Origin of the sequence: Streptomyces sp. 130 (genome assembly GCF_007096885.1) — a bacterium.
Classification (GTDB): Bacteria; Actinomycetota; Actinomycetes; order Streptomycetales; family Streptomycetaceae; genus Streptomyces.
Window position 1 is genome coordinate 1 of sequence record NZ_VJNO01000069.1, and the last position, 14251, is coordinate 14251.

General features: G+C 74.3%; 7 protein-coding genes. 5 read left to right on the forward strand and 2 right to left on the reverse strand.

Annotated features, from left to right (window positions below; all coding sequences use genetic code 11):
- Positions 1–175: 175 nt before the first annotated feature.
- Positions 176–847 (reverse strand): response regulator transcription factor, encoded by a 672-nt coding sequence (locus tag FKN01_RS31420; RefSeq protein ID WP_143626055.1) that lies wholly within the window; start codon positions 845–847, stop codon positions 176–178.
- A complete protein-coding gene (locus FKN01_RS31425) occupies positions 835–2046 on the reverse strand; it encodes a sensor histidine kinase (RefSeq protein ID WP_143626056.1) in 1212 nt (403 codons plus the stop codon). Before FKN01_RS31425 ends, FKN01_RS31420 begins: the two co-directional genes overlap by 13 nt.
- A 224-nt stretch (positions 2047–2270) precedes the next feature.
- Between FKN01_RS31425 and FKN01_RS31430 the strand changes: the two genes are divergently transcribed.
- The 5 genes from FKN01_RS31430 to FKN01_RS31450 all read left to right on the forward strand — a co-directional run.
- On the forward strand, positions 2271–3083 hold the full coding sequence (locus FKN01_RS31430) for an ABC transporter ATP-binding protein (RefSeq protein ID WP_143626057.1): 813 nt from the start codon (positions 2271–2273) through the stop codon (positions 3081–3083).
- Positions 3080–5833 (forward strand): ABC transporter permease, encoded by a 2754-nt coding sequence (locus FKN01_RS31435; protein ID WP_143626058.1) that lies wholly within the window; start codon positions 3080–3082, stop codon positions 5831–5833. The genes FKN01_RS31430 and FKN01_RS31435 overlap by 4 nt, the downstream gene beginning before the upstream one ends.
- 91 nt (positions 5834–5924) lie before the next feature.
- On the forward strand, positions 5925–6332 hold the full coding sequence (locus tag FKN01_RS31440) for a hypothetical protein (protein WP_143626059.1): 408 nt from the start codon (positions 5925–5927) through the stop codon (positions 6330–6332).
- A gap of 173 nt (positions 6333–6505) precedes the next feature.
- Positions 6506–7882 carry a serine hydrolase gene (locus FKN01_RS31445; protein WP_260697090.1) on the forward strand — a complete coding sequence of 459 codons (1377 nt, stop codon included), beginning with the start codon at positions 6506–6508 and terminating at the stop codon, positions 7880–7882.
- 103 nt (positions 7883–7985) lie between these two features.
- A partial coding sequence (locus tag FKN01_RS31450; protein ID WP_143626061.1) for a non-ribosomal peptide synthetase occupies positions 7986–14251 on the forward strand: 6266 nt, incomplete at its 3' end.

The following is a 14251-nucleotide window of genomic DNA, read 5'->3' on the forward strand; positions in this document are numbered from 1 at the left end:
AACGACCGGCTGAAATCGCTGCGCAAGACGTGCACCGACCTCGGTGACTTCGGCTGACACCACCACCGCAGAGCCGGGAAGTCCGGCACCCCGCGAGACGTCCCCCGCGTCGCGGAGTCCGTACTTCCCCCCAAGGGCGCCCGGGACACTCGTCCCGGGCGCCCTTTCGACCCGTCTAGCGCGACGCCTCGCCGGTGATGTCGTTGCCCAGGTAGGCGAGGACCGCCAGGACGCGGCGGTGGACGCTGGTGCCCTCCGCCGGGAGGTTCAGCTTGTCGAAGATCCCCCGGATGTGTTTGCTGACCGCCCGCTCCGTGACGAACAGCTTCTCGGCGATGGCCGCGTTGGCCAGCCCCTGGGCCATCAGCTCCAGCACCTCCTGCTCACGCGCCGTCAGCCCGTCCAGCGACCGCGTCGACGCCCGCTGCTGGATGATCTCGTTGACCACCTCGGGGTCCAGCGCCGTGCCGCCCTCGGTGATGCGCTCCAGGGCCTCCAGGAACTGCTCGACCCGCCCGACGCGGTCCTTGAGGAGATAGCCGATCCCGCGCGCACCGAGGGCCAGCAGCTCTGCCGCGTAGGCCTGTTCGACGTACTGCGAGAGTACGAGAATGGGCAGGTCCGGAAATTCCTGCCGGGCCGCGACCGCCGCCCGCAGGCCCTCGTCGCGGAAGCTCGGCGGCAGCCGCACGTCCAGGACGGCCGCGTCCGGCCGGGTGCGGCGCAGCGTCGGCATGATCTCCGGCCCCGACACACACGTCGCCACCACCTCGTGGTCGTTGTGCGTCAGCAGCAGCGTCATCCCCTCCCGGAGCAGCGCGTTGTCCTCCGCGATCAAGATCCGCATGGCAGCTCCACCTTCATCCTCGTCGGCCCCCCGGGAGGGCTGGTGATCTCGGTCGTGCCGTCGAGCGCCGCGACCCGGCGGCGTATGCCGAGCAGCCCGCTTCCTCCGTGCTCCTCGGCGCCGCCGCGCCCGTTGTCGGTGACGACGACCTGAAGTGTCCCGTCGGCCCTGGTGAAGCGTACTGAGGCATGGGTCGCCCCACTGTGCTTACGGATGTTCGTCAGACACTCCGCGATCACGAAATAGACAGCGGCCTCCACGGCCGCCGGCAGCCGGTGACCGGTCTCCACGGCCGCCAGATTCATCTCCACCGGGATGTCCGCGGAGACCGCGAGCGTGCGCACCGCCCCGGCCAGGCCGCGGTCGGTGAGCACCGGGGGATGCACCGTACGGACGATGCCCCGCAGCGCCGCCAGCGTGGCGTCGATCTCCTCCTGGGCCTCCTCCAGCCACCGCGTCGCCGTGTCCGGGTCGCTCTTGACCTGCTGGCGCGCCAGCCCCACCCGCATGGACAGCGCCACGAGCTGGGCCTGCACCCCGTCGTGCAGGTCCCGCTCGATACGGCGGAGCTCGGCGCTGTGCGACTCCATGGCCCCGGCGCGGGACTCGGAGAGCTCCGCCACACGCTGGCCGAGTTTCGCCGATGGCGACGGCTTCAGCAGCGCGGCGGTCCACCGGGCCTGGGCGTCCGCCAGATTCTCGAACACCGGCAGCAGCAGGGCGCGCGGCGGCCCGGGAGCCTCCTCGAAGGCCGAGGTGTCCCGGAGTTCACCCGTACGGCGGAACGCAGCCGCCGTTCCGTCGACGAGCAGCGCCACCGGCCACAGCACCAGCACGACCGCGCTGAAGCCGAGGATGCTGAGGGTCGCGTACGGCAGCCAGAGCGCGTCCCGCCACGTGCCGGGGTCGGTGAGCGCCAGGCGCACCCGGTCGCTGGGCGAGCCGTCCAGCGGCAGATACAGCTCCGGAATCGGCTTGCCCAGCCAGCCGCCCGCGCGCACCCGTTCGTATCCGGCGAACCGGCGCAGGATGCGCACGATCTCCGGCCAGGCCGGCGCGCCGATGAGGAACAGCGTGAAGAACACCCCGGTGGGGACCGCGAAGCAGCCCAGGAACGCGGTCATGGCCACCGGCAGCCCGAAGAAAAGGTGGCAGGACGCCTGCCAGGACCGCTGGAGCTGGGAGGAGAGATACGCCATGAAATCACCGTAGTTGGCCGCGGGGGTCCCGGTCGGTGGGCTCATCTGCCCAGAGCCGGGTGGTGCTGGCTGAACCCGTACATGGGTGGGTGCTCCATCGTGTCGCCCCTGGTCGCGGACCTACAGTCGCCACAGATGCAAGATCCCTCCTCCGGCTTCCCGGGGAAGGACGAGGCGAGGCACGGAACGACTCGGTCGGCGGCCGCGACCCGGAAGGCGAATCAATGGCACTTCGCATGGGGAGAAGGACCCCCGGGCCCGCCGGCCCGGCGCGCGCGGCGGACCACGACACGGCGGGCGCCGGCGCGCTCACCCTCGAATCCGTCACCCGGCGCTACCGGCGCGGCGGACGGGACTTCCACGCGCTGGACAACGTGAGCATGGAGGTGCCCCCGGGCCGCTTCCTGGCCGTCATGGGCCGCTCCGGCTCCGGCAAGACCACCTTCCTGCAGTGCGCCGCCGGGCTCGACCAGCCCACCTCCGGCACCGTACGGGTCGGCGGCACCGACCTCTCCCGGCTCTCCGAGGCCGCGCTCACCCGGCTCCGCAGGGACCGGATCGGCTTCGTCTTCCAGTCCCTCAACCTCGTACCGTCGCTCACCGTCGGCGAGAACACCGCCCTGCCGCTGCTGCTGCGCGGCATGAACCCCCAGGACCCCGCCGTGCGCGAGCGCGCTCTCAGGGTGCTGGCGGCCGTCGGTCTCGGCGACCGCGCGGACGACTCCCCGATCCGCCTCTCGGGCGGCCAGCAGCAGCGCGTGGCCATCGCCCGCGCCCTGGTCACCGATCCCGCCGTGATCTTCGCCGACGAACCGACCGGTGCGCTCGACCCCGTCACCGCCCGAGAGGTGCTGCGGCTGCTGCGCGAGGCCGTGGACGGGGCGGGCCACACCGTGGTCATGGTCACCCACGACCCGCAGGCCGCCGCCTGGACCGACGAGGCGATCTTCATCGAGGCGGGGCACATCGTCGCCCGCGAGGACCGCCCCGAGCCGGAGACCGTGGCCCGGCGGCTCGCCGGGCTCGGGGAGCGATGACCGTGGCCGCCGACACCCTGCCGCCCGCCGGCCGCACCGGGTCCCGGAAGCGGCACGGGGAGCCGGTCGGGCGCGTCCAGCGCACCGCCCGCTTCCTCGCCCGCCGCTCCATGCGGCTGCACCGCAAGGCGTGGGCCGCCGTCTTCGCCGCCCTCGTGCTCACCGCGCTCCTCCTCGGCAGCTTCGCCCTGGCCACCCTGTCGGCGTTCGTGGGCCACGCCCACGTCGAGCGGTACGCGGCGACCACCGCCGTCGTCGCCGCCGACCAGACCACCCGCTACCGGGCCAAGCCCTGGGGCGACCCGATGACCACGGTCACCCAGTCGCTCACCGAACGCGTCCGCGTCCCGGCCTCCGTCGTGGACCGGCTCGCCGAGGTGCCCGGAGTGCGCGCGGCCGTCCCGGACAGCAGCTTCCCCGTCGCGCTCGCCCGCCCCGACGGCCGGGGCGTGCCCGGACCGGACAGCGACTCCGGTACCGCGCCCGTCTACGGCCACGGCTGGCCGACGGCGGCGCTCGCCCCGTTCACCCTGCGCGCCGGCAAGGCGCCCGCCGGGGCCCGCCAGGTGGCCGTCGACGGCGATCTGGCCGCACGCGCGGGCGTACGCCCCGGCGACCGGCTCCGGCTCCAGATGCTCGGCGCGCCCGCCGATTACGTGGTCTCCGGCATCGTCGCCCCGAAGGGCGAGGCGGACGACGCCGGACTCGGCCACCAGGGCGCGGTCTTCTTCACCGAGGGCGAGGCCGCCCGGCTCTCCGGCCACCCCGGCACCGTCGACGCCATCGGCGTGCTCGCCGACGACGGCGTCAGCGTGCACGAGCTCTACCCCGGCCTGCGCAAGGCCCTGGCCGGTGAGGATCCGGCCCGGGACGCCGTCGCCGGCAGCCGGGACCCGCAGGACAGCTCGCTGCTGCGGGTGCTGACCGGCAACGGGCGCGGCCAGGCGGAGTTCCTGGACGCCGCGCCGAGCCGGTCCAGCCTGCTCAACCTGCTGGCCATGCTGTGCGCGACCGTCATCATGATCGCCGTGCTCGTGGTGGCCGGCACGGTCACCCAGGCGGTCCACCAGCGGGCCCGCGAACTGGCGCTGCTGCGCGCGGTCGGCGCGACCCCCTGGCAGCTGCGGGTGACGGTCGGCCGCGAGGTGACCGGCGTCGCCACCACGGCGGCCGTGGCCGGTGCGGTCGGCGCCGTCCCGGTCTTCCTGATGCTGCTGCGGATGCTGCGTGACCGCGGCGCCGTCCCCGTCGGGCTCGACCTCCCGGTCCTGCCCTGGATGTTCGCGACCCCGGTCCTGACGGCCGTCCTGACCCTGGTCGTGGCCCGGGTCGCGGCCGCCCTGGCCTGCGGCCGCATCGCCAAGATCCGTCCCGCCCAGGCGCTCGGCGAGGCCCAGAGCGAACCGGGCCGGCCCGGCCGGGGCCGCACCGTGACCGGCCTCGTCGTGCTCTTCGCCGGCCTCAGCTCCGCGGGCACCGCGGCCTTGCAGTCGGGCGAGCTGGCGGCCATGGCGGCGGGCAGCGCGGCCCTGGCCCTGGTGATCGCCTGCGCGCTCCTCGGCCCCTGGATCGCCCGGGGCGCCATGCGCCTGCTCGCGCCGCCCGCCCGGAAGCTCGGCGGTGCCGGGGGCTACCTCGCCGCCGCGTCCACCACCGCGAACTCGCGCCGTCTCGGGGCGGCCATCACGCCGGTCGTCCTGGTCGTCGCCTTCGTGGGCGTCCAGCTCGCGGCGGGTGCCACGATGGACCACGAGGGCAGCGCCCAGGCCCGGCAGGCGATGCGCGCCGACCTCGTCGTGACCACCGAGGACACCGGACTGCCCGCCGGGGCCGCCCGCCGGGTGGCCGCCGTGCCGGGCGTCGCGGCAGCCACGGGCGCCCTCCACAGCACGGTCGTCCTCGCCAGGAAGGAGGCGGGCGACCCCGTCCTGGAACGGCTCCCGGTGGTGGGCGTCACGCCCGGCGCCCTGCCCGCCACGCTCGACCCCGACGTCACCTCCGGCTCCCTGGAGGACCTGCGCGAGGGCACCGTCGCGCTCGGCGCGGCCCGGGCCGACGCGCTGGACGCCGGAGTCGGCTCCACGGTGCGGCTGCGCTACGGCGACGGGGTCACGGCCTCCCTGCGGGTGGTCGCGGTCTACGAACGGGGCCTCGCGCTCGGCGACTTCCTGTTCGCCCGCGAGGCGCTGGCACGGCACGTGACCGCCCCGCTGGACACCCGCGTCCTCGCCCGGGTCGCCCCGGACGCCGACCGGGAGAAGGTGCGGGAGGCGGTGGACAAGGCGCTCTCCGGTGCCGTGCTCGGCGCACGGGTGACCGCGCACCCGAGCCTGGAGCACCTCCGGTCCGAGGACCGGGGCGTGAGCCAGGTGCTCACCGCCGTGGCCGTCGCCGTCGTCGGCGGGTTCACCGTCATCGCCGTCCTGAGCACCCTGGTGCTGATCGTCATCGGACGCCGGCAGGAGCTGGTCCTGCTCCGGCTGGTCGGCGCGGGGCGCGGCCAGCTCCGGCGCATGCTGCGGGTCGAGGCGGCGATCGTGATCGTCGCCGGACTGGTGGTGGGCGCGCTGGCCGCCCTGATCCCCCTCACCGCGTTCAGCCTCTCCGTCACCGGATCGCTGCCCTATCTGCCACCGGTCCAGGTGGCGGCCATCGTCCTGGTCGTCGTCGTGACCGTGGCCGCGGGCATCCTCCTGCCGGCCCGTCCGGCGCTGCGCCGCCGTCGCCCGGCGGCCCTGCAGCGTTCCTGACCCACCGTCATATCCTGGGCAGCCACCGGACGGACGGGACAGGATCGAAGGCGAAGCGTCAGACCCGTACAAGAGATCGAGGAGCCGCACCATGGCCCGTATCGCCTCAGTCCTGCTCGCCCTGGCCGGAGCCGCGGCGCTGGTACTCAGCGCCTTCCAGCCCTGGTACGAGGGGCGCGAACCGCGCGAGGTGGAGCTGACGGACCTGTTCACCGGCCTGGGGCCCGAAACGGCGAGCGGGACCGGCAGCTCCATGCTGGTGTTACTGGCCGGCGCGGCCGCCGTCGCCGTGCTGGGCCTGCTCCTGCGCTCCCGGGCCGTGCTGGCCGCGGCCTGCCTGGCCGGCCTGGCGACGGGCGTCCTGTGGACCGTGCAGCAGATCCGCGCGGTGGCCCCCGTCGCCTTCGAGGTGACCGATGTGCAGCGCGGACTGTGGAACGCCGGGGGCGGGGTGCTGGCCCTCATGATCGCCGCCCTCGTGCTCCCGCCCCGGACCTGACGACCCGTACGGCCGCGCGGCGCTCACGGACTGCGTGTTTGCGACACCGCTAAATATTCTGTTCGAATGGGCTCGGCTCCTCGAAGATTTCCCGGGGCGGTGAGCCGCATGACGGCATCCGGACACCGCCTTCCTTGGAAATACTCATCCGATCGGGGAGGCGGGGTTCGTCCGTGTCTGGCGCACCGACGAGAAAACGGCTCGAAACGTGCCCCGACCGGGACACACTGATAGAACTCGCGGAAAACACCGGAGTAACCGGCGGTCAATTGGCCGTCCTCCACGGGGGCGTTCTGACGACCCGGGCATTCGGTACCGAGGAATTCGGAACCGGAAGGCCCGTCGGTGACGATTCGCTCTTCGCCTACGGATCGGTGACCAAGGCGTTCACGGCGGCGCTGCTGCTCCAGCTCGTCTCCGACGGCGACCTGGAGCTGGACCGCCCCGTCGGCGGCCGGCTGCCCGACCGCCGCCCCGGCGCCCAGGCCGTGCTCGCCGCCACCCCGCGCATGCTCCTCAGCCACACCGCGGGTCTGCCCTCGGACCACGACGACGAGCGGGCACGCACCCTGCGGGACTGGTACGAGGGATTCCTCGACCGCGCCGACGCGCACCCCACCGGATGGCCGGTGCGCGGGGCGTTCTCGTACTCCAACGTCGGCTACGGCATCGCCGGGCGCCTCATCGAGACGGTGACCGCGCTGTCGTGGTGGGAGGCCCTGCGGACCTACCTGCTCGAACCGCTGGGCACCGGCATCCGGCTGCTCGGTGGCACCCCCCTCGGCCCCGGCCCCGCCCCCGCGCCCTGTGGACACCGCACCCGCACCGGCGCCGGCGGCAACGAGGTCGTGCACGCCGTCCCCGCACGCACCGACGCCGGGTCCATGCCCGCGGGCGGCCTCGCCGGCAGCGCGACGGACCTGGTGCGCTTCGCCCGGATGCACCTGGACCGGCCGGAGGACCGGGCCGGCACCGACCTGGTCGACCCGGACGTGCTGCGCGAGATGGGCAGGCCCGTGCCCGGCCCCGGCCCGTACGGCCTGGCCCACTCCTGGGGCGCCGGTCTCGGCCTCTTCGGCCGCCCCGGCAACCTCTGGCTCGGCCACGACGGAGCCCTCGACGGCACCACCTGCCACCTGCGCATCCGCCCCGAGGACGGCACGGTGGTCGCCCTGACCACCAACTCCGCCACGGGCGCCCGGCTGTGGGAGGCGCTGGTGCGGCGGCTCCGGGACGGCGGGCTCGGTGTGGGCGTGCACGCACCGGAGTTCCCGCCGGCGGTGTCCGCCGGGCGGTTCGCGGAATGCGCCGGGACGTACCGCAACGGCGACCTCACCGTCGACGCCGTCATCGCGGGCGACGGGATGACGCTCCGGCTGCCGGGCGGGCTCTGCGAGCACCTCGTCCCCCGCGCCGGCGGCGTGTTCAGCTCGGCGGGCACCGATTTCCCCGCCACCCTCGGACGTTTCGTCAAGGACCGCGCCACGGGCCGTATCCAAGCCCTCCAATACAGCGGACGCACCCTGCTGCGGGAACCACGCCCGGCATGAGCACCGGCGATCCGGCACAGCGTGACCGGGCCGGCCGGCCCTCCTTCCGGCACCGGTCCTCTTTTTCCATCCGGCAGTCATCTGCGCTTTCTGGGGTCTCGGAATGAAGACTGACAGCAGCATTCACCCGCGGGCGTGGCAGCCGTCCGGCGCCGCCACCCTGCACGGCCTGTTCGAGGCGCAGGCGGCACGGCGCCCCCACCACACGGCCGTGGAGTGCGGCACGACCGTGCTGACCTACGGCGAGGCCGACCGCCGCGCCAACCGGCTGGCCCACCGGCTGACCGAGCTGGGCGCCGGCCCGGAGACCCGGGTCGGCGTGTGCCTGGAGCGCGGCCCGGACCTCGTGGTCGTGCTGCTGGCCATCCTCAAGGCGGGCGCCGCCTACCTCCCCCTGGACCCGGGCTACCCGCCGGACCGGCTGGAGTTCATGGTCGCCGACGCCGGGGTCCGGCTCGTCGTCAGCGGCCACGGCACCGGGAACCGCCCGGCGAACGCCCCCGCCGTCCTGCTGCTCGACGGCCCCGCCGGCTACGGCCTCACCCACCCCGACACCCCGCCCGCGGTGACGGTCCTGCCCGACAACACCGCCTACGTCCTGTTCACCTCGGGCTCGACGGGCCGCCCCAAGGCCGTCGCCGTCACCCACCGCGGCATCCCGCACCTCGGCGCCGCCCACGCCTCCGCCCTGGCCATCGACGGCGACAGCCGCGTCCTGCAGTTCGCCTCGCCCAACTTCGACGTCTCCATCGCGGACATCGTGCAGACCTGGTACGCGGGCGCCACCCTGGTCCTGCCCTCCCGGGCCACCGAGACCGTCGGCGACGCCCTGGCCGAGCTGCTGGCCGACGCGGCGATCACCCACGCCATGATCCCGCCCTCCGTGCTGGCCACCGTGCCGCCCGCACCACTGCCCGGCCTGCGCGCCCTGGCGACCGGGGGCGAGCCCTGCCCGCCCGAGGTCGTGGCCCGCTGGGCGGCCGGCCGGCGCATGTTCAACGCGTACGGCCCCACCGAGGCGACCGTGACCGCGACCATGAACGGGCCGCTGGCCACCGACCTCGTCCAGTCGCCCGGCATCGGACGCCCCGTGGACGGCGTCCGCGTCCTCGTCCTGGACGAGCGGCTGCGCCCCGCCCCCGACGGCGCGACCGGCGAACTGTGCATCGCGGGCGAAGGAGTGGGCCGCGGCTACGTCAACCGGGCCGCGCTCACCGCCGAGCGCTTCGTCGCCGACCCGTACGGCGCGGCCGGCTCGCGGATGTACCGCACCGGCGACCTCGCCCGACGGCTGCCCGACGGCACCTTCGAATTCGTCGGGCGCTCCGACGACCAGGTCAAGATCCGGGGGCTCCGGGTCGAGCCCGGCGAGATCGAGACCGCCCTCACCGGGCACGAGGCCGTCCTCCAGGCCGTCGCCGTAGTCCGCGAGGACCAAGGCGCCGCCCGGCTCGTCGCCTACTACGTGCCCGTCGACGCCACCCGCACCCCCGACGAGGCGTCCCTGCGGGACCACCTGGCCGCCTCCCTGCCCGGCCACATGGTGCCCGCCGCCCTCGTCCCGCTGGACCGCTTCCCCCTCACCCCCAACGGCAAGGTCGACCGCGCGGCCCTGCCCGCACCCCAGGCGCCCGCCGGGCCCGGCACCGCCGAGCACACCGCACCGCGCGACGAGACGGAACGCGCGCTCGCCGCCATCTGGGCCGGCCTGCTCCCGGCGGACCGGATCGGCGCGCACGACGACTTCTTCGCCCTCGGCGGCGACTCCATCACCGCCCTCCGCGCCGCCTTCCGGATCGAACGGAGCCTCGGCGTCACCCTCGACGCCGCCGCCCACTTCGACCACCCCACCGTCGCCCGGCTCGCCGCCCACCTGCGTACCCTCGCCCAGGACCAGGGGCCGCGCCGACCCGCGGTCGAACCCGTCCCCCGGGGGCTGCGGCTGCCGCTGTCCGCCGCCCAGCAGCGCCTGTGGTTCCTCCACCGCCACGAGCCGGACTCCGCCGCCTACAACTGCTCCACCGGGCTGCGCCTCCACGGCAGCATCGACCCCCGGGCGCTCGGCGCCGCGCTGACCGCCCTGGCCGCCCGGCACGAACCCCTGCGCACCTCGTTCACCGAGGAGGACGGCACCCCCGCCCAGGCGACCGGCGACCCCGGCACCGTCCACGTCCCCGTCGCGGTGGACGACCTGTCCACCGGGACCGACGCCGCCCGCGACCAGGCCCTCGACCGGCTGCTGCGGGCCGAGACCGGCGCCCCCTTCGACCTCGCCACCGCGCCCCTGCTGCGCGCCCGCCTCATACGCACCGCCCCCGAGGAACACCTGCTCGTCCTCACCGCGCACCACATCGCCGCCGACGCGTGGTCGATGGACGTCCTCACCCGCGAACTGGGACCGCTCTACGCCGCCGCGCTGGCCGCCCCCGACGCCCGGCCCGACACCCTCGCCCCCGCCGCCGGGCTCCCGGAACTCCCCGTCCAGTACGCGGATTTCGCCGCCTGGCAGCGCACCCTCCAGGACACCCCGGAGGCCGGGAGGCAACTGGACTTCTGGAAGCGGACCCTCGACGGAGCCGTCCCCCTGGAACTGCCCACGGACCGGCCGCGCCCCCGGGCACGCACCTCGGCCGGCGACCGAGTCCTGTTCACGGTGCCCGAGGCCACGGCCCACCGCCTGACCGACCTCGGCCGGGCCGCCGGCGGCACCCTCTTCACCGCGCTCACCGCCGGGGTGCAGCTCTTCCTCGCCCGCCTCACCGGACAGCGCGACCTCGTGCTCGGCACCGTCGACTCCGGCCGCCCGAGGGCCGAACTCGCCGATCTCGTCGGCTTCTTCGTGGACACCCTCAGCCTGCGCACCGACGTGGACGAATCCCTGACCTTCGCCGAGTTCACCGCCCGCGCCCGGCGGACCGTCACCGACGCCGTCGCGCACGGCCTGGTCCCCTTCGACCGGGTCGTGGACGCCGTACTGCCCGGACGCGACCCGAGCGTCCCACCGCTGGTGCAGGTCATGCTGGTGCTCCAGAACGTGCCCGGCGGCCTGCCCCGGCTGCCCGGCGTCCGCGTCGAGGAGGCCGTCCTCCCCCGCGAGGCCGCCCTCTTCGACCTCACCCTGGAATTCTGGCCGGGCGCCGACGGCTCCCTCACCGCCTCCGCCGAATACAACACCGACCTCTTCGACCGCGACACCGTCGAACGCTTCACCGGTCACCTGTGCGCCCTGCTCGCCGAGCTCACCGAAGCCCCGGGGCGCCCCATGGCCGAGGCCTGCCTCCTGACCGGCCCGCAGCGCCACCGCGTGCTCCACGACTGGAACAGCGACGAGCGCGGTGTCGCCCCGGCCACCCTCACGGACCTCTTCGCCCGCCAGACCGCGCGGACCCCGGACGCCGTCGCCGTCCGGCAGGGCGACACCCGGCTCACCTACGCCGACCTGGACCTGCGCACCAACCGCCTGGCCCACCACCTGCGCGAGCGCGGGGTGCGCACCGGCGACCGGGTCGGCCTCTCCCTGCCCCGGGGCACCTCCCTGATCGTCGCCCTGCTCGCGATCCTCAAGGCCGGGGCAGCCTATGTGCCGGTGGACCCGGCGTACCCGCTCGCCCGCCAGGAGTTCATGCTCGCCGACTCGGAGACCGTGCTCCTGGTCACCGACGCGGACGGCCGTCGCCGGCTCGGCTCCGAGGGACGGCCCCTGGTCCTCGTCGACGCGGACCGCCGGGCGATCGACGCCGCCCCGGCCGGACCGGTCGACGCCGGTCTCACCCCCGACCACGGGGCGTACGTCATCTACACCTCCGGCTCCACCGGCACCCCCAAAGGCACCCTCACCCCGCACCGGGCCATCGACCGGGTGGTGCGCCACACCCCGTACATCGAGCTCACTCCCCAGGACGTCGTCGCCCAGGCGGCATCGGTGTCCTTCGACGCCGCCACCTTCGAGATCTGGGGCGCCCTGCTCAACGGGGCGACGCTGGCCCTGGCACCGGCCGGTGTCCTGGACCCGCCCGAGCTGCGGACGTTCCTGGAGGCGCACGGGGTCACCACGCTCTGGCTGACCGCCGGGCTCTTCCACGAGATGGTGGACGCCGACCTCCAGGCCCTGGCCGGGGTGCGCCATCTGCTGGCCGGTGGCGACGCCCTCTCCCCGAGGCACTGCCGCGCCGTCCTCGAACAGCTCCCCGGCACCACTCTCATCAACGGATACGGCCCCACCGAGACCACCACCTTCGCCGCGGCCGGGGCCCTGCGCGCCGAGGACGTCACCCGGGAGACCGTGCCCCTCGGCGCCGCGATCGGCGACACCCGGCTCTACGTCCTCGACGACCGCCTGCGCCCCGTCCCCGTCGGAGTCGGCGGCGAGCTGTACGTCGCGGGCGAGGGCCTGGCCCACGGATACGTCAACCGGAACGCCCTGACGGCCGAGCGGTTCGTGGCCGACCCGTTCGGCGCGCCCGGCGACCGCATGTACCGCACGGGCGACCGGGTGCGCTGGCTGGCCGACGGCAGGCTCGAATTCCTGGGGCGGGGCGACGGACAGGTCAAGATCCGCGGCTTCCGCGTGGAGCTCGGCGAGGCCGAGTCCGCCGTGGCCGGCCACCCGGACGTGGCCCAGGCCGTGGTCACGGCCCTGACCGGCCCGGGTTCGGGCAGGCGGCTGGTGGCGTATGTGGTGCCCCGGCCGGGTGCGGAGACGGTGGATGTGGGGGTGCTGCGCCGGTTCGTTTCGGGTGTGGTGCCGGAGTACATGGTGCCGTCGGTGTTCGTGGTGCTGGACGCGTTGCCGTTGACGCCGAACGGGAAGGTCGACCGCCGGGCGTTGCCGGCCCCGGAGGTCACGGGGTCGGTGGAGGGTGAGCGGGTCGCCGCGCGTACGCCGGCGGAGTCGGTGCTCGCGGGGATCTGGGCCGAGGTGCTGGGGGTGGAGTCGGTCGGGGTCGAGGACAACTTCTTCGATCTGGGCGGCGACTCGATCCTGAGCATCCAGGTCGTCTCCCGCGCCCGCGCCGCCGGACTCACCGTCACCTCGCAGGACATCTTCCAGCGCCAGACCATCGCCGCACTCGTGGCCGGCCTCGCCGAGGCCGAGGAAGCCGAACGACCCGACAAGCGTCCCGTGGAGGGCCCCGTGGTGCTCACCCCCATCCAGCGTTGGTTCTTCCGCACGCACCGCAAGGCCCCGCACCACTTCAACATGGCCGTGCACCTCGAACTCGCGCCCGGCACCGAACCCGACGCCCTGGCCACCGCCGTGTCCGCCCTCGTGGAGCAGCACGCCGCCCTGCGCACGCGCTTCGAGCGCACCGGGGCCGGCTGGCGCCAGCGCGCCCTGGCCGCCGACGATTCCGTACGCCTGGAGCGGTACGACCTGACCGCCGTCGAGGGCCAGGAGCGCGCCGAGGCCGTCACCCGCCTCACCGACGACCTCCAGACCGGCTTCGACCTGGCCGCCGGCCCCCTGATCCGCTTCGCCCTCCTCGACCTCGGCGCGGGATCGGCCGAACTCGTCGTGGTCGCCCATCACTTGGTGGTGGACGGGGTGTCGTGGCGGGTGTTGCTGGAGGATTTGGAGGTGGCGTACGGGCAGGTGGTGTCGGGTGTGCCGGTGGATCTGGGGGTTGGTTCGTCGTCGTTCGGTGAGTGGGCGGCGGGGTTGCGTGGTGCGGTGGAGGCGGGTGTTTTTGACGGGGAGGTGGAGTACTGGTCCGGGGTGGGCCGGGGTGTTTCGGTGGACCTTCCGGTGGAGGGTGAGCCGGATGCCGGTGCGGTGGGTCCGCGGGTGGTGTCGGGTGAGTTGTCGGTGGATGCGACGCGGGTGTTGGTGCAGCGGGTTCCGTCGTTGTTCCGGGCGCGGGTGAATGAGGTGCTGCTGGCGGTTCTGGGCCGGGTGCTGGGGGAGTGGACGGGGCGGGACCGGGTTGTGGTGGATGTGGAGGGCCATGGTCGTGAGGACGTGGTCGAGGGTGTCGATCTGTCGCGGACGGTGGGCTGGTTCACCACGGTGTTCCCGTTCGAGGTGAGCGCCTCCGAAGCGGCCTGGGACGTGCTGGTCCGGGAGGCGAAGGAGGGGCTGCGGGCGGTGCCCGGGCGGGGCATCGGTTACGGCGCCCTGCGCCACCTCGCCGACCCCGACTTCGTCGCCGACACCCTCGGCGACCCCGTACGCCCCCAGGTGAGCTTCAACTACCTCGGCCACTTCGACGGAATGACGGCCGACAGCGCCCTCTACCGCGCCATGCTGCCGCACCCCCGCGGGGAGCACAGCCCACTGGACGGGCCGGCGTATGCGTTGGACGTGGTGGCGCGGGTGGTCGGCGGCCGGCTGGTGGTGGAGTTCGGTTCGGTGCCCGGGGTGTTCTCCGA